Source organism: Kribbella sp. NBC_01245, from assembly GCF_036226525.1.
Taxonomy (GTDB): domain Bacteria; phylum Actinomycetota; class Actinomycetes; order Propionibacteriales; family Kribbellaceae; genus Kribbella.
In genome coordinates this window covers 6,354,502-6,369,185 of the sequence record NZ_CP108487.1, presented here as the reverse complement: position 1 = coordinate 6,369,185, position 14,684 = coordinate 6,354,502, and the positions used below count along the sequence as shown (strand labels likewise).

Sequence of the window (14,684 nt, the reverse complement as noted above, 5' to 3'; positions counted from 1 at the left end):
GTCGACGTGCAGCTGTGTCGGCTCAGCCAAAGGTGCTTCGAGGCAGACACAGCTCAGAGGCTGGTCTTGGCGCCGCCGTTCACCTGGATCACCTGGGCGGTGATGTGGCCGGCGGCCTTGGACGCCAGGAAGTGCAGGGTTGCGGCGACGTCACTCGGTTCACCGACTCGGCCGGTCACGGTCTCGGCCGCGCGGAGCTTGAGCCGTTCCTCGGTCATCGGTCCCCCGAAGAACGGAGTGTCGGCGATGAGTCCCGGTGCGACCGCGTTGACGGTAATCCGTCGAGGACCGAGATCGTCAGCCAACTTCACGACGTACGGGTGCAGCGAGGCCTTGGCTGCGCCATATGCGACCCGGCCGGATCCGCGGAAGGCCGAGATCGACGTGATGAACAGGACGCGGCCGCCATCGTCGACCAGCTGTTCCTTGAGGGCTTCGGTGAGGAGAACGGCGGTGAGCGTGTTCAGCCGGAAGTTCAGCATCCAGTCGTGTGCAATCGCCTCCAACGGGTCGGCGTGCTCAACCTTGTCCTCGAGCACCCCATTCCCGCCGGCGCTGTGAACAATGACGTCGACGCCGTCGTAGCGCTGGGCGATGAAGTCGACCGCTGCGCGGGTGGCTCCCGGATCACTGAGGTCCGCGGCGAAATACGTCGCGCCGGGGATCTTCTCGACCGCCTCCGCGAGGACTTCCTCGCGTCGGCCGAGGAGGACGACCCGGTCGCCGCCGGCGGCGAACACCTCCGCCGTCGTGAAGCCGATGCCGGTTCCTCCGCCGCTGATCACCACGGTGCGCGCCACAGGCCAGATCCTACGAGCCGGCCAGCAGCTTTGGATCCCAGTCAGAGAAGAAGCCCGCACCCCCGCAGAGGTGCGGGCTTCACCCGCTAGATCCCGGCTCGGCGCGAGTGAACCAGGTGCCTTGTCCCCCACTGGGCTCTACCGTCGATAGCGCGGCGGACAAGCGTAAGTTCCGCTCGACGATGGTGCATCAGGAGGAACCCAGCAGGGATCGCGGGGTCCGCGCCGCCCCAAGCCTTCTTCGAGACAGCGCGAACATCAGGGCCCAGCTGAGGCGACGCCTCAACGGACCAGATCGGGTAGCGACCGGCCGCCACTGTCCAGCGAGCACGGCCTCGAGGAATGCGTTCCACTCGCCCGCAGTGAAGGTGAGTTCCGGGCTGTCGTCCTCCAGCTTGCTGTCCAGCAGGGATGCGCCGCCGCCCGGCAGCTCCAGCACGTAGAGGCAGTTGTTGTTGGCGTTGCTGAAGCGGGACTTCTCCCACCCGGCCGGTGGGCGCCAGGCCTTCGTGCTCAAGCTAGCCATTGCTGCTGGTCCTTCCCATCGGCGAGTCGGCCCGCACGCCGCCCCTACCCAACTCGCCTCGGGTAGGGACGGCGGGGCCGCTGCGAGATCCCGTCCGATCCCGCGGTTGGAACGGCGGACGACCGCACCCAGTGGTGCAGCCCGGTCACCCACCGGGATTGAGAAGGTGCTCTGGCCGTGCGGCCCACAGGGGACATCCGGCGTGGTCGCACGGACAGGGCACCGAAGCGGGCACCAGCTGGAGGTGATTGAGAAGGAGCACCCCCCGCGGCCGGCGCCCGCCGGTTCATGTGGCCGGCGGTACGACGGGCTCTGTGGTGATCCGCAGGCTCGGAAAGCGGCGGTCCATCGCTTCGGCGTATCGCTTGGCCAGTGCTGGTTCGGCGGTGTAGTCGGCGATCGGGTGCGTGCCGAACCAGATCCGGACCCGCTGCGGGTCGGGCTTAACGGTCGTGGTCGTCATCATCCGCGGACCTCGCGTGCGATGTCGCGGGCCATTGCGACGTAGAGGAAGGCCACAGCGAGCACGAGGCACAGCCGAACCGTGCCGTACGACTCGATCATCCAATTGGTGAACACGATCATCTCCCCGTCCCTGTCCGGAGCTCCCCGGGCCGAGAGGTGGAGGACCAACCCTGCCCGGGGAGGTAGGCGATTCATCGCGCTACGTCACCGAGTCTGGGGAGGCGTGCTGGGCCTCGTCGAGATGGTTGCTGTCGACAAAAAGTTTGGCGACAGGTGTCCAGACTGATCCTGTCGACAGAAAATCTGTCGACACCCAATCCGTGCGACTATGAGTTTTCGGCCACGATCCGTGATGCCACGGTGACAGGCGTCGCTGGGGTGAGGAGAAGGCGAGTGACTCAGAAAACGGGGCGGCCCGCGGCACTAGAAGGGAAACGGCAGCTGTTCGCCGCCGAACTGCGGCACTGGCGCGCCGTACGGCGCCTGTCGCTACGCCAGCTCGCAACGCGTACGCACGACTCGCATTCTCTCCTCGGCCGCATCGAGACCGCAGAACGGCTGCCCAGCAAGGAACTGGCCGAACGGCTCGACCAGGCGCTCAATACCGACGGCGCCTTCGTCAGGATCTGGGGCCAGATCGAAAGCGCCCTCGAGGCGCAGGCCGACCAGGTGGGCGTCGACCCAGATCTCGGTCTCACCTGGGGACGTACTCCTGCATCGACCGTCACGACGGTCTCGTACCTGTGGAGAGCCGACATGGACAGGCGACAGCTCATCGTCGGCGCCGCCTGGACGGCGGCCGCCTTCCTCGATCCGTATCGCCGCTGGTTCGCCGACGCGATCGATCCCGACACTTCCCACGCCGGCCCGCGCCGGATCGGCAGCAGCGAAGTACAGGTCATGTGGTCCATGGCGCGTGCCTTCGCCGACGCCGACCACCATCTCGGCGGCGGCTACGCCCGCCGTACCTTGATGGAATTCCTGGACAACACCGTCGCGCCGATCTTGCACGGAACCTACGACACCTCGACCGGCCGTGAACTGCTCGCCGCGGCCGCGCGGCTGACCGGGCTGGCTGCGTTCATGTGCTTCGACAGCGCCCACCAGGGACTGGCCCAGCGCTACTACATTCAGGCGCTACGGCTGGCCAAGGCCGCCGGCGCCCGGGATCTCGGCGCACACATCTTCGCCGATATGTCCATGCAGGCCTACGAGCTCAACAAACCCCGGATCGCGATCGCCATGGCCGAAGCCGGGCAGCGTGCCGCTCGCGACTGTGGCTCGCCCTCGACCGAAGCCAGGTGCAGCATGCTCAGGGCTCGCGCCCATGGCCTTGCCGGCGACAGCGCGGCCGCCGCACAGGCGATCGGCGAGGCTGAGCGCTATCTCGCCCGCGCCGACCTGCCCGACGAGCCGTTCTGGGTCCAGTTCTTCAACGAAGAGCAGTTCGCCGCCGAGTCCATGTACACCGCCCACGACCTCGGCCAGGCAAGCCAGGTCCAGCGTCACGCGCCGATCGTGCTGAAGAGCGCCGCAGGCATGCAGCGCCGCGAGGTCCTCGCCGCCACCACCCTGGCCGCCTCCTACCTGCCTGGCGAACGCGGCCGCGGCATCCCGGTCGACGTCGACCGCGCCTGCACGATCCTCGTCGACGTACTCCCGGCGGCCGCCGGACTGACCAGCGCCCGCGGCCTCGCCGCGATCAACGCCGTACGGCGGCGCCTCGCCGAGTACGGCGACCTGCCGGCCGTCCAGCAGGTCGAGAAGGACTTCCGTGAGTTCGCAGGAGCCACCGGGTAGCTAAGGTGGTGCGCCGTGCCCACTCCCCTGGCCGACGCCCTCACCACAGCCTGCGATCGCTATGGCCTCGACACCACCGGCGCCGAGCTGATCCACCACTACAACAACGCCGTCTACCTGTTGCCCGCCGTACCGGCGATCGCCCGTGTCGCGACAGGCAACGACCCGGCACGGCTGCGCGTCACCCAGACGGTGACCGCCTGGCTCGGCGAAGAAGGCTTCGGCGCCACCACGCCACTTCCGAGCACCGAACTCGTCGAGATCGACGACACGACGTGCGTCACCTTCTGGACCTACTACCCCCAGCCAGACGCCGAGCACGCGGAGCCGCTCGGCTCCCGGCACCTCGGCACCCTCTTGAAGGCGCTGCACAGCACCGACCAACCGCCGGCCGAGCTCGCCGACTGGACGCCGCTGGAGTCCCTCGGCCGAGCACTGAAATCAGGTGCGGCCGCACAAGCATTGAGCCCCGACGACCTCGATTGGCTCACTGGCTACCTCGGCGACCTGCGCACCGAGGTATCCGAGCTCAGCTGGCCACTCGGATACGGACTGGTGCACGGCGACGCCTGGGCCGGCAACCTGCTCTGGGACACCTCCACCGATCCAGCCACGCCGATCCTGTGCGACTGGGACTCCGTCAGCCGCGGACCCCGCGAGGTCGACCTGATTCCAACCTGGCACGCAGCAACGCGCTACGGGCGCGACGAGGTCTGGATCCAGGCCTTCGTCGACGAGTACGGCTACGACCTGCGCGACTGGGACGGCTACAAAACCCTCATTGCCATGCGTGACCTCGCCCAGGTGCCCGGCCCAATCCGGCAATACCCCAAACCGGCGTACGCCGCAGTTCTTCGCCAACGGCTCACCGCCATCCGGACCGGCGACCGCACCAACAACTGGGTTGCGCTCTAGCCGCTCCACTGATCACCGCAGCGAGGACAGCATCGCTTCGCGTACGTCGAGGAACGCCCGCGGCCACAACCGGGCATGCCCGTGTGCTCGGGCGGTCAGCCGCAGTCCCTTGCCGAGCCCCGGAACCGCGACGGCCGCGGGCCCGGAATGCACGCTGACGAGCTCATCCGCCAGCGGCCATCTACGACAAGTCGGCGATCCGGCGTTTGAGGAATTCGCGCGAGGCCGATTCACTCAACGCGGTCTCGCGCATGCTCGGCCAAGCCCGGCGGTACTTGCCGACCTCAGCGGGATCAGCCGACATGTAGAAGGCCGAGTACCCATCGACGTATACCTGCGTCGGCTCCACCAGGCGCCCTTCCGCCAGCGGCGGGAAGTCCATCAGCAGATGTTCCAGCTGACCGATCATTGTCTGGCTGCTGCCGGCGATGTGAAGGAACGCGGCACCACCGATGATGACCTCGAGCTGCGGGACATCGGTCTCCCGTTCAAGGATCCGCTGCCGGTTCATGCGAACCTTCAGTCGCACGGCCAGCGACACGGGATCGAAGTCAGCACTATTGAACCGTTCCAGGGACATCACCGCCCGCCCGTAGTCCTTCTGCCCGCTCCCCCGTCCGAGCTCTCGCCCCGTTCGCCGCGGACGCGGTTTGGTCCAACGTTCACCCCGTGTGCATCGCCCAGCGCGGCTAGCGCTCGGGCTTCCTGACTGGCTTGGCGCAGCACGCCGCCACCTGCTCGGGCGAATGGTTGGCCTTCGCGCGCCAGCTCGGCCGATCGCGGCAATCCTTCTGCCAGTAGGCAACTTGCGCCTCACCCGGGCGCCTTGCTCCGCCGCGCTCACCGCTGGCCCCCACGATTTCGGCTCTCACCCGCCTGGGCGCAAACCGGGCGAGGGATGGGGCCATAGACTCCGTCTGTGGACATCCCATCGTTGTGGCAAGAGCTGGAGGGCGTCCTGACGCCCATGCTCGCAGGGTTTCGTTCCAAGCGATCTTTTTGGGTCGAGCAGAAGCCCGATAGCACCTTGCTTTCAGAGGCAGACGAGGCCGTGCAGGAGCAAATCATCAAGTGCGTGCGAGCGGCTGATCCCGACGGGTTGATCATCGGGGAGGAGGGCGTCAATGGCGCGGACGCACTTCACGGGAGTGGACCGAGTGATCGGCTCTGGATCATCGATCCCATCGACGGGACATCTCAATTTGTTGATCGAGACGGCCGAGAATTTTGCAGTGTCGTCTGTCTAGTTGAGAACAAGATTCCAGTGGCAGCGTTCGTTCTTGCGCCTGAGATCGGACCCGATCGTGGCGCTGTCTGCATCAGCCTGAGTGGCAAAAATGAGCCGATTCTGATTAATGGCAGGCGAGCATCTGGTCCGTCCCTTTCCGGCCAGCATCACCGGGCTTCCGTTACGAGGAGTTCCGGCACGAACGCGCGGCCGTATGAAAGCAAACTGTCGGCTCACGGGTACCAGCTCAAGGTTCGTGCGACATCGCAGACTCTGGACATGGTGAGGACGTGCATCGATATCGCGCCATTCACCGACCCAGCACTCGAATCATTCGGTCTGTTCTACCGTGAACGGCAGAAGGTCTGGGATGGTGCCGCAGGCATTTGCATGGCATACGCCGCTGGTCTCTATGTAGGCGACGGCGCCGGCCGGGAGCGCACCGCGATTGATATTGCGTTGGATGCTGCCGAGCCCATCTTCGACAGCACGCTTGTCGCATCAGATGCGGTTGCCGCACAGATCGTTGTGGAAGGGTCCAAGCGCTAGTTCGGTTACAACAAAGGCGTTCTAGCGTTCGATGACACCAAGCCGCTCGACCAGGTGCCTGAGGTATGAAGGCCATGCGTGAGAAAGCGGCACGTGCTCTACCAGCTGCTTAGCGAGTTCGACATCTCCGATGCTTACAGCGACGCTGGCAGATCGGATGGCTAGATGGGGTATGCCTGCGGGTAGCTCTGCTACGGCGGCGCCGAGGTAGTGCCTGGCCTGCGCGATCTCGTTGTGGCGCACCGCTTGGTCGGCCATCGCAAGCAGCCATAGGGTAGTAGCGTCGGCGCGAAGATCGGTCAGCTGATCAGCGTGGACCTCGTCAAGGCGGTTCAAGTCGCGTCGGAGCCGCCGGGCGCTCGCAAGCGCTTCAGGATGGGGTACCCGGCTCAGCAGGTGAATCACGCCGTCCGCCTCGGTCTTACGGCGATGAGCATTCGCCGCAGAGACTTCATCCGCATCCTCGTCGGCGATCCGGAAACTGTTCTGCATCAACGCGATCATGTCATCGATTGCGTGCACAGCCCTGCGGATATGGTCGTCGGTCAGAGTGACGGGGACGGTATCCATCGGCCGCCCAGCGGCAGTGAGCTCTCGGGCCTGGCGGAGGAGGATTCCCTGCTGCACATGAAGTTGAACCTTCTCCAGGTGGCGCGCCTCGGCAGTGGGAAGAAGCCTCCTTCTCACGACCAGGAGATCGTTCATCCTGGTTAGTTCAGGACGCCAATCCAGGCCCGGACGGTGATGGCTTGCCAGCAGGAGCCGTTCCCGGCGAAACCGCAACTGAAACAGGACCGAATCTGCAGAGTCATTGCGAAATGACGGATGGTGGAGCTCAATATGGAGGGCGCGGCGATCGGAATGCCTTCGAGCGACCCCCATGCTGAGCAGAGCCAGCTCGCGGTGTTCGCGGTCGTTCAGCATGCCCGACGCAAGGGCTCCGTATCGAGTGAGGCTGGCGAGAATCGGCTTAGCGTCTCCCGTCGAGATCATCTGCCACGCGTAGTCGATCCCGTCAGCAAGTAGCTCGTGCTCGAACCTGTTCTCAGTGTCCAACCTTGAAAGCGGTCCAGGACGTATCAGCGGCCCCTCCGCAGCGTCCATGAGACGCTGACCTGCGATGAGCGCAGTCCGTTGATCGGCCTGTTGTCCTGGTTGTCGAGCAGCGACAGCGGCGCGTTGCAGGCAGAACAGGACCAACGGTAGTGCAAGCCGAGACCGCGTGAACCTACGGCCGTCCATGCCAGCCAAGGTCGTTCCGTCGTAGTCGGTCGCGGGCTCGGGGTTCGTCTCCGGCGCGAGGCGAGCGGCAATCAGCGCGACCCCGATTAGCATCTTTGCGTCCGCTTTGGACTTTGCTTCGGCTGCTGCATCCGCCAAGCCTCGGTAGATGGCCACGTCACGTTCCTGTGGGGCCAGTCGCCTTATCCAGCTCACAGCAGGATCGCGGGACAACGACTCCAGACTCAGACGTTCGCCCTTATGCGGCAGTCCTGACACGTGGAGGGTGAGTCCGGTGGCATGGCGCGCGATGAAGTCTTCGGCGACGTTCTCCGCCGCGTTATGTCGCCAGTTGCTCAGAGATGCCCTGCTTGCAGTCCGATCCTTTGAACCGATGGGACGGAGGTAGTAGCGGGCAAGCTCGGCCAGCTGGTCGCGGTGCTTGGCCGGTGCGCTCCGGTGGATGATCTCCGCAAGTCGATCGCTGAGGTCATCACGCACCCAGCCGGCCAGCCGGACATTCTCCGCGCCGGCGGCGTCGAGGATGAACAGCTCACGCTGGTCGTGCGGCACCAGCCACCCAGCGTAGTCGGCGGCAACCAGTCCCGATCCACGGCGGACAGCTTCCAAAAATGACAGGAAAGCCGCTCTCACAGCGAAGAACTTAACAGAACTGAAAGTTCAGCGGCATCACGCTTCGCTGTTCAACCGTCACAGCTGCAGCATCTGAAGGTGAAGTCGACGAATTCGATGCTCAGCAAGAACAGACGGGGGTCTGTGGCGCTGAGGCCAGCCGTAGGAACCGGGAGTCCTCTCGGATACCTCGCCGTTCCCGGGTTCCCGTGGTCAACCCGTACCAGCCACAAGGGGGAGATGACGCCGTGCATGCCGGAAGCCGACAACAAGGCCGGTGGCGTCACGCCGCCCGTGTCCTGAAAGCCGCGTGCCGATGACGAACTCGATCGCCTTCGCTGGCCTCTACGCTTATGCGCAACCGCCGCGGCATGACATCGGCGGAGAAGGTCGCCGCCATCGACCGGATCCTGAACAGCTCGCTGCTGTTCGAGTGGAAGCTGTCCGGCATCGCCATGGTGCTGCGAGCACCGACGACCTTTCCCCTCACTCGGCGGCCGACAGCCCGCCGAGCGCTCCCCGGGCACGGACCAGGCGGTTCGAGCTGATCCGTCACGTCGATGTCTCCGGGGTCAGCGGTACCGGGCCCGTGGCCGAGGGCATCGAGTTCAGCGGCGGAGCGGTAGCGCTGCGATGGACGTCCACGAAACCCTGCACCGCGGTCTGGGACAGCATCGATGACCTGCTGTCGATCCACGGGCACGACGGTGCAACCGAGGTGCGCTGGATCGACCAGGCTGTCGCATCAGATGACCGTGAGTGCGTCGGCGCCGGAATCGCGAACTGCCCGGCATGACCACCCACCAAGCAACGGTGCGGCTGAGCCTCCGCGCGGCGTCGCATCTGCCTGACAGTCGCATCAGCCGTCCCGTTCCGGAATCCCGGCCCGGCACCGTCGCGGGCCTCCCCCGGCCGCGGCCGGGACTCCCTTCCCCAAACCCGGCGAGCGATACGTACTGCATCCGCTGCGGTCGCTCGCCGTTCCACCCCCTCGGGATCGGGCGGCTCCCTTGAGGGCCCTGCCGTCCCCGCTCCGGTCGAGTCGGGCGGGGACGGCGTACAGGGCCGCAGATCGGCCGCTATCTGACGCTCCAGCACATGATCGGAAGGAGACCGATGACCGACCTCAATGACCTGGACTTCCGTAGGTCCAGCCGTTGCAACGCGACCAACAACTGCGTTGAGGTGGCCGACCGACCTGGCGGGGGCGTCGTTCTGCGAGACAGCAAGGACGGCGGAACGGGGCCGGTACTGCAGTTCAGCCCCCTTGAATGGGATCGCTTTCTTGATGGCGCCAAGAATGGCGAGTTCGACCTCGAACAGCCGTGAGTATGTGCTGTCGCGCGAGCTTCGAGAGCGCGGTCCTTCGGGGCTAAAGGTCGGCCAGCATCTGGGTGATGAAGTCTCTGGTTTCTTCTTCGCCGAGTGCGGTGCTCCAGATGTTCGGCCACGAGGACGTGAAGCGTTCGACCTCGTGCGCCTTATCGGTGAGGTAGAAGCTGATGTACCCGTCGACGTAGATGTGTGCAGGGAATTGCAGATCGCCGTACGTGGGGAACTCCAGCAAGATGAACTGCCCCACGGCCTCGCCCGCATGGTCGCGATCGGCCGGCATCACGCGGATCGAGATGTTGTCTCGCTCGCTGGCAGCCAGCAGGTGGTTCAACTGCTCGCGCATCGCCTCGGCTCCCGCGTACGGCGGACGCAGCGCGGCCTCGTGGATCACGGACAGCATCCTCAAGGAGTTGTCTTCCCGAGTCAGGATCTCCTGACGCTTCAGCCGAAGCGCCGCACGCTTCTCCAGGTCTTCCGGGTCGGGACTGAGCCCTGTGTGCCGCTCAGTCGCCATCAGTCCACGCATGTACCCGGGAGTCTGCAACAGCCCCGGGAGGTAGTTGCGATCGTAGGAGCAGGTCGAAGCTGCAGCGTCCTCCAGCGACGTGAAGAGCAGGAAGTTGTCGCTGGCCACCGAGTCGTAGGACTCCTTCCAGCCCTTGCTGCCGCGTTCGCTGTCCTTGGACTGCCGCGCGAGGTCCGTCAGCTTGCCGATGAGCTCAGGGTTCGTCACGCCCATGGCCTGACAGGCGCGCTCGACGTCATAGCCGCGGATGGATGTCTGGCCGTTCTCGATTCGCCACCACGTCATCTTCGAGCGCTCGACAGCGTCGGCCACCTCCTGCTCCGACACGCCGGCCCGTTCGCGTAGGTAACGAAGGTGATGGCCGAGCAGCAATCGTGCGCCCCGTGCGCGCTTCGTTGAAGGCGTCATCTGCCCCTCTCTCTGAGCGACCAAACAGTAGCAACGGTCCCCCACGGATCGGCGGCGCCCGCTCCTCCGCCCTCAAAGCTTAGAGTGAAATCGTAACAAAGTGAAATGGTTGCAAAATGTTCCGATCACTGTTTCACTGATGCCCGACGCCAGACAGTGATTGAACGGGGAGACCAATGACGACACCGACGCCGCCACCAATGGACCACCTCGGCAGCTTCCGCCGTCGCTGACGAAACGAGCTCCCTGACGGTGCGCCGTCAGGGGAACCGGCGACGGAGCCGCGGCCAGGGGTGTCCCAGCACCCCACTGCTCGTGGGCCTGGCGGACCTCGAGCTTCAGGGCTCCGTCGCCCCTGATCGGAGCCCCTGGTGGGCCGATCCGGCCCTCCCCCTGTGAGGGCCGGCCACACCAGCCACCTCCCTGGAACCTCCGGGGGCTCCCACCAGCCCACAGCGCGGTCATCGCGCTCACACCTGAACCCTGCGAAAGGTCAACGATGGCGAGATATGCCGACGAGGCTGATTCGTTGGCTAACCGCAACGGCTGGCCACCCGGATTCGAGGACACGCTTTCGTACCCACACAGCGCTCTGCTGTGGAACCTCGCCAGCGGAGGGAAGAACTGCTTCTCGGCCGAGCGCGATCTGTTCGACCGACTCGGCGAGGCCGTGCCACACCCTGTCTTCAGCCAGATCGTGCACGCCAACAACGCCTTCGTCCACCGCGTCGTGGCCGAGCTACAAGCAGTCGGCATCACACAGTTCATCGACCTCGGCCCCGGCATTCCCACCGACGGTCTACCGCCCACTGACGCGAAGAGCCTCTACGGCAGCGTCCTGAGCGCCAGCCGAGCCTCGAAGGTCGTGTACGTCGACAACGATCTGATCGTTCTCGCGCACGCCCGGGCACTGCGTGACCAGCCAGGGCAGGTCCTCATCATCGACGGCGACATCTACCAGCCCAAAGAGATCCTTGACAGCACTGAACTCAACGAGTTCCTCGACTGGGCAAAGCCGATCGGCCTGATCTGCACCGCGGTCCTGCACGAATACCCCGGACCCGTCGATGAGATCGCCGACATCATGGCCTGCTACGTCGACCGCCTGCCAGCCGGGTCCTACACGGCCATCTCACATTTCCTCGACACCGGCGACGAGCACGCCAAAGGCGTCCTCCACCCCCTCGAGGAGGTCCTCCAAGGCCGGCCCAACCACTGCCAGTTCCGCACCCAGAACGAGATCGAGGCCCTGTTCCCCGGCCAGCAGATCCAGGACCCGGGCATCGTGCAATGCCGCCAATGGCGAAACCCCGACTTCGACGCCGAACGCGAGATGAAGAACGGTGCAGGTATCGCAGGTGGCATTGGCCGTATCCCCGAGAACGGCAAGCTGGCATGAACGATCCCGAGAAGCTTGCCGCGGCGTGGCGCATCCTCGCCGACGCCCGGACCATCGAGGAGATACTTGCGGGCCTGCGCCCCATGCTGCTTCTTGGTGAGCCGCCCCCGGGGATCATGCGTCGTCCAGGGGCGCCGATTCGCACGATCAGCAGCTACGACTGCTGCGACCATCTCGCCACCCACAACGTCCGCCGTGTCAACGGCGCGCCGGTCCAGTACAGCGGGGTCTCATGAGCGCTCAGACGGCCGCGAGACTGCCGACCAGCAAGCAGAGACCGCCGAACACGAGAATGCGTAGTGCCCGCGAAGCCCATGGCCTGACGCGAGCCGAACTGGCCGAGGCCGTTGCTGCGTGGATCTACAGCGACTGTGGCCAGGTAGTCGCGCTGGACGCCCACTACATCGCCAAACTCGAGCGCGGCGTAGTGCGCCGCGCCCGCGACCTCTACCGCACGGCTCTGCGAGCAGTCCTGCGACTCGACAGTGACGACGAGCTCGGCATGACCAGGCGAGAACCCGGCTCAAGTCCGCCGACAGCGACGGCACGGTTCAGTCGGCCCGTCTGACCGCAGAGCCCCGACGACGTCGCCCCGCATCCTCGAGAACCTGCTCGACCCCGGCCTTCCAACCGAAATCCGCCGCAAAGATCGGATCTACGACACCGTGCGTTACGACCTCTTCATCAGCCCCTGGATCGACCATCACGCCTGGCGGATCGTGTTCACCGCCTACGCGGGACAAATCGCCTACACCACCATCGACTTGCTCGCTGACCTTCCCCATCGCTTCAGCTCGGAGCTCGGACTGCTGTGGTTGTCGACGGTTGTCTATGCCGCAGCCGCGTTGTTCCTGCATGCTCGCGGACCGTTGTGTGAGCGCTGTATCGGTGAGATGCCGTACGACGGCTCAGCCAGAGCTGAGCGCTACCGCTGGAGCCTGGCCACGTTCCACTGGCTCGGGGCTCACCAGCTGGGCTGGATGGCAGGCGTGGCCGCGGTTGCCGTACTGGTCAGCCTGACGAAGCGCAGCAGTGTCATCCCGGAACAGGCAGAAACGTTCGTGTTCGCCGTTCCAGCCATGTGGGTGATGCTGTCGCTGTCGCGCCACTCACGATTGCAGCTGTGGTGTCCACAGTGCCCCACCGAAGGCGGCGGCAGAGAACACCGGTCGCCGATCGGCAGCCCCACCCCACGCCTGGCCTTGCAGCTGCCTGGAGGTAACTGATGGCTGCCACCATCACCCTGGCCGCCCGCGCAGCAAGAGGTCCAGCCCTCCTGCCTGCCGTCCTCGCGGCAAGAACCGGCTACCTCCACGAGCCGATCGTCGCAGGACACGAACCGCAGCCATTCGTCATCGGCTACATCGATGCCGCCTGTCTTCCGCGCGGCAAGGCCGCCATCGCCCGGACGCGGCTGCAGCTCACCGAGTTCGCCGACGCCGAGCACCTAGCCCTCGGGCACATCTACGTCGACTATCCAGGCCTTGGTGGATCAAGTTTTCGTGTGCTGCTGATCGCCGCCGACCGCTACAACCCACAGCACATCCTCGTCCCGAGCCTTGCCCACGTCGAAACCCCCGCTGACGTCCGCCACGGTACGCAGACGAGGCAGGAACTGATCCAGCGGCACACCCTGGCCAAGGTCCGGCCGTTGTCTGGAAAGCGACCGCGAACGGCTCGCAGCGCATGACCGATGAGCCGCGCCGTAGCTCCGACGCTGTCGAAGCACTTCTGGCGGCCAGCGCCGGAGTGACACGAGGGCCCTCCACCAGCGCGGCGACGCCACGGCAGGCCAGGGCTTGGACGCTCGGCTATGTCGATGCCACCGGGCTGCAACGCAGCGCCGACCTCGGAGAGCACACTGCGCGCATCCGCGAGTACGCCGAACGGCATCAGCTCACGTTGATCTCCACCCACGTGGACCTTCCGTACGAGAACGGCCTCGGGTTTCGCGCCTTGCTGGCCTCAATCGAACGCACTGCCCCGCAGCGAGTCCTCGTCTCCAGACTGGCGCACCTCGATTCACCAGTCATCATCGACGGCGAGCCGACGGGCGAAACCAAACTCGAGCGCCTGAAGCGCCTCGCAGTTGATGTCCAGGAGGTCTTCCCCTGAGACCGGGACGGGACCGGCACCGGGATCCTCAACCCGAGAGTCTTCCGGGGACGGCCGGAGTCCTCACCGGCCGCGACTCTGCCTGTCCCGCCCCTCACCATGACCGAGGCCCCCGGCACCTCAATCCGCCCCAAGCGAGACCCCTGTCTCGCATTGGTCTGAGGAGCCTCCCCCGAGCGCCGGGGGCTTCGCCCCATACCTGCCCGCCGGCCCGTTGTCACGAAGGCATCTCTCGATGAACAAGCTTGAACCCCGCTGGATCGAAGGAAAGCTGTGCTACGTCGTGCCTGTCACTTTGGCTGCCGACACCTCGATCCTCCTCCGGCGAATCAGCGGTCGGCGAGGCGATTCGTTCAGCGAGACCATGCGCCGCGGGCTTGCCGCCCTGGACTTCATCGAGAACGAGGTTGCCCAAGGCAAACAGTTGGTCGTCATCGAGCCGGGCCGCGGCCGGACGATCCGCGCACAGGAGATCCACCTCGTCGATGTACCGGCAGGGAAACCACAGTCCACCGGCCCGCGCCAACGCGGCCGGTTGTTCCGGCGATTCCGCCGGAATCCACCTAACCAGAAGGAGAACACCGATGCGCACGACCACTGAGGTCATCAGCACTGGCCCGGAGCAGGCCTTCGACCTGGACATTCGTGCCCTGGAGATCGCGGACGCGGGGCCGTTGATGGCCCGCAACACCGACGACAACTGCGGCTCGACCTGTCCCAATGCCTGCGCCACCAACATGGGCTGACCAGTCAGCTGCTGCTGA

21 protein-coding genes are annotated in these 14,684 nt (G+C 65.5%); 14 read left to right on the top strand and 7 right to left on the bottom strand.

Annotated elements, in window-relative coordinates; translation table 11 throughout:
- Positions 1-53: 53 nt before the first annotated feature.
- From OG394_RS29160 to OG394_RS29150, 3 genes are all read right to left on the bottom strand, one after another.
- The gene (locus OG394_RS29160) at positions 54-800 is read right to left on the bottom strand and encodes an SDR family NAD(P)-dependent oxidoreductase (protein ID WP_328990309.1); all 747 of its coding nucleotides are present in this window, start codon (positions 798-800) and stop codon (positions 54-56) included.
- 190 nt (positions 801-990) lie between these two features.
- On the bottom strand, positions 991-1,326 hold the full coding sequence (locus tag OG394_RS29155) for a DUF397 domain-containing protein (protein WP_328990308.1): 336 nt from the start codon (positions 1,324-1,326) through the stop codon (positions 991-993).
- Positions 1,327-1,612: 286 nt separating this feature from the next.
- On the bottom strand, positions 1,613-1,792 hold the full coding sequence (locus OG394_RS29150) for a hypothetical protein (RefSeq protein WP_328990307.1): 180 nt from the start codon (positions 1,790-1,792) through the stop codon (positions 1,613-1,615).
- Positions 1,793-2,184: 392 nt separating this feature from the next.
- Here OG394_RS29150 and OG394_RS29145 point away from each other — a divergent pair, with 392 nt between their 5' ends.
- On the top strand, positions 2,185-3,591 hold the full coding sequence (locus tag OG394_RS29145; protein WP_328990306.1) for a helix-turn-helix domain-containing protein: 1,407 nt from the start codon (positions 2,185-2,187) through the stop codon (positions 3,589-3,591).
- Positions 3,592-3,606: 15 nt separating this feature from the next.
- Positions 3,607-4,506: an aminoglycoside phosphotransferase family protein gene (locus OG394_RS29140; protein WP_328990305.1), complete on the top strand. Its 900-nt coding sequence runs from the start codon at positions 3,607-3,609 to the stop codon at positions 4,504-4,506.
- A gap of 12 nt (positions 4,507-4,518) precedes the next feature.
- Here OG394_RS29140 and OG394_RS29135 read toward each other — a convergent pair whose 3' ends face one another.
- Complete coding sequence (locus OG394_RS29135; protein WP_328990304.1) at positions 4,519-4,659, bottom strand: hypothetical protein; 141 nt, start codon at positions 4,657-4,659, stop codon at positions 4,519-4,521.
- Positions 4,660-4,687: 28 nt separating this feature from the next.
- Positions 4,688-5,323: a Scr1 family TA system antitoxin-like transcriptional regulator gene (locus OG394_RS29130; protein ID WP_328990303.1), complete on the bottom strand. Its 636-nt coding sequence runs from the start codon at positions 5,321-5,323 to the stop codon at positions 4,688-4,690.
- Between the two features lie 102 nt (positions 5,324-5,425).
- Here OG394_RS29130 and OG394_RS29125 point away from each other — a divergent pair, with 102 nt between their 5' ends.
- Positions 5,426-6,283 carry an inositol monophosphatase family protein gene (locus OG394_RS29125; protein ID WP_328990302.1) on the top strand — a complete coding sequence of 286 codons (858 nt, stop codon included), beginning with the start codon at positions 5,426-5,428 and terminating at the stop codon, positions 6,281-6,283.
- 21 nt (positions 6,284-6,304) lie between these two features.
- Here OG394_RS29125 and OG394_RS29120 read toward each other — a convergent pair whose 3' ends face one another.
- Positions 6,305-8,158, bottom strand: coding sequence for a hypothetical protein (locus OG394_RS29120; protein WP_328990301.1), 1,854 nt, complete (start codon positions 8,156-8,158; stop codon positions 6,305-6,307).
- A gap of 350 nt (positions 8,159-8,508) precedes the next feature.
- On the opposite strand from OG394_RS29120, the gene OG394_RS29115 reads away from it, so the two are divergent.
- The 3 genes from OG394_RS29115 (at position 8,509) to OG394_RS29105 (ending at position 9,466) form a co-directional block, all read left to right on the top strand.
- Positions 8,509-8,685 (top strand): hypothetical protein, encoded by a 177-nt coding sequence (locus tag OG394_RS29115; RefSeq protein WP_328990300.1) that lies wholly within the window; start codon positions 8,509-8,511, stop codon positions 8,683-8,685.
- A 41-nt stretch (positions 8,686-8,726) separates the two neighbouring features.
- Positions 8,727-8,933 carry a hypothetical protein gene (locus OG394_RS29110; protein WP_328990299.1) on the top strand — a complete coding sequence of 69 codons (207 nt, stop codon included), beginning with the start codon at positions 8,727-8,729 and terminating at the stop codon, positions 8,931-8,933.
- Between the two features lie 320 nt (positions 8,934-9,253).
- The gene (locus tag OG394_RS29105; RefSeq protein WP_328990298.1) at positions 9,254-9,466 is read left to right on the top strand and encodes a DUF397 domain-containing protein; all 213 of its coding nucleotides are present in this window, start codon (positions 9,254-9,256) and stop codon (positions 9,464-9,466) included.
- A gap of 43 nt (positions 9,467-9,509) precedes the next feature.
- On the opposite strand, the gene OG394_RS29100 is transcribed toward OG394_RS29105, so the two are convergent.
- The gene (locus tag OG394_RS29100) at positions 9,510-10,406 is read right to left on the bottom strand and encodes a helix-turn-helix domain-containing protein (protein ID WP_328990297.1); all 897 of its coding nucleotides are present in this window, start codon (positions 10,404-10,406) and stop codon (positions 9,510-9,512) included.
- A gap of 499 nt (positions 10,407-10,905) precedes the next feature.
- Between OG394_RS29100 and OG394_RS29095 the strand changes: the two genes are divergently transcribed.
- From OG394_RS29095 to OG394_RS29060, 8 genes are all read left to right on the top strand, one after another.
- A complete protein-coding gene (locus OG394_RS29095; protein WP_328990296.1) occupies positions 10,906-11,805 on the top strand; it encodes an SAM-dependent methyltransferase in 900 nt (299 codons plus the stop codon).
- Positions 11,802-12,041: a hypothetical protein gene (locus tag OG394_RS29090; protein WP_328990295.1), complete on the top strand. Its 240-nt coding sequence runs from the start codon at positions 11,802-11,804 to the stop codon at positions 12,039-12,041. The genes OG394_RS29095 and OG394_RS29090 overlap by 4 nt, the downstream gene beginning before the upstream one ends.
- The gene (locus OG394_RS29085) at positions 12,038-12,373 is read left to right on the top strand and encodes a hypothetical protein (RefSeq protein WP_328990294.1); all 336 of its coding nucleotides are present in this window, start codon (positions 12,038-12,040) and stop codon (positions 12,371-12,373) included. Before OG394_RS29090 ends, OG394_RS29085 begins: the two co-directional genes overlap by 4 nt.
- A gap of 97 nt (positions 12,374-12,470) precedes the next feature.
- Positions 12,471-13,031 (top strand): hypothetical protein, encoded by a 561-nt coding sequence (locus OG394_RS29080; RefSeq protein ID WP_328990293.1) that lies wholly within the window; start codon positions 12,471-12,473, stop codon positions 13,029-13,031.
- Positions 13,031-13,495, top strand: a complete 465-nt coding sequence (locus OG394_RS29075; protein WP_328990292.1) for a hypothetical protein — start codon at positions 13,031-13,033, stop codon at positions 13,493-13,495. Before OG394_RS29080 ends, OG394_RS29075 begins: the two co-directional genes overlap by 1 nt.
- Positions 13,492-13,920, top strand: a complete 429-nt coding sequence (locus tag OG394_RS29070; protein WP_328990291.1) for a hypothetical protein — start codon at positions 13,492-13,494, stop codon at positions 13,918-13,920. Before OG394_RS29075 ends, OG394_RS29070 begins: the two co-directional genes overlap by 4 nt.
- Positions 13,921-14,155: 235 nt before the next feature.
- Positions 14,156-14,521, top strand: a complete 366-nt coding sequence (locus tag OG394_RS29065) for a hypothetical protein (RefSeq protein WP_328990290.1) — start codon at positions 14,156-14,158, stop codon at positions 14,519-14,521.
- A complete protein-coding gene (locus OG394_RS29060; RefSeq protein ID WP_328990289.1) occupies positions 14,505-14,666 on the top strand; it encodes an FxLD family lanthipeptide in 162 nt (53 codons plus the stop codon). The genes OG394_RS29065 and OG394_RS29060 overlap by 17 nt, the downstream gene beginning before the upstream one ends.
- The last annotated feature ends 18 nt before the right edge of the window (positions 14,667-14,684 follow it).

Excerpts from the sequence above, each read along its gene's own strand:
- OG394_RS29100 (WP_328990297.1), bottom strand. The coding sequence starts at position 10,406 with ATGACGCCTTCAACGAAGCGCGCACGGGGCGCACGATTGCTGCTCGGC.
- OG394_RS29085 (WP_328990294.1), top strand. The coding sequence starts at position 12,038 with ATGAGCGCTCAGACGGCCGCGAGACTGCCGACCAGCAAGCAGAGACCG.
- OG394_RS29155 (WP_328990308.1), bottom strand. The coding sequence starts at position 1,326 with ATGGCTAGCTTGAGCACGAAGGCCTGGCGCCCACCGGCCGGGTGGGAG.
- OG394_RS29060 (WP_328990289.1), top strand. The coding sequence starts at position 14,505 with ATGCGCACGACCACTGAGGTCATCAGCACTGGCCCGGAGCAGGCCTTC.
- OG394_RS29115 (WP_328990300.1), top strand. The coding sequence starts at position 8,509 with ATGACATCGGCGGAGAAGGTCGCCGCCATCGACCGGATCCTGAACAGC.
- OG394_RS29090 (WP_328990295.1), top strand. The coding sequence starts at position 11,802 with ATGAACGATCCCGAGAAGCTTGCCGCGGCGTGGCGCATCCTCGCCGAC.
- OG394_RS29070 (WP_328990291.1), top strand. The coding sequence starts at position 13,492 with ATGACCGATGAGCCGCGCCGTAGCTCCGACGCTGTCGAAGCACTTCTG.
- OG394_RS29150 (WP_328990307.1), bottom strand. The coding sequence starts at position 1,792 with ATGATGACGACCACGACCGTTAAGCCCGACCCGCAGCGGGTCCGGATC.
- OG394_RS29095 (WP_328990296.1), top strand. The coding sequence starts at position 10,906 with ATGGCGAGATATGCCGACGAGGCTGATTCGTTGGCTAACCGCAACGGC.
- OG394_RS29065 (WP_328990290.1), top strand. The coding sequence starts at position 14,156 with ATGAACAAGCTTGAACCCCGCTGGATCGAAGGAAAGCTGTGCTACGTC.
- OG394_RS29105 (WP_328990298.1), top strand. The coding sequence starts at position 9,254 with ATGACCGACCTCAATGACCTGGACTTCCGTAGGTCCAGCCGTTGCAAC.
- OG394_RS29075 (WP_328990292.1), top strand. The coding sequence starts at position 13,031 with ATGGCTGCCACCATCACCCTGGCCGCCCGCGCAGCAAGAGGTCCAGCC.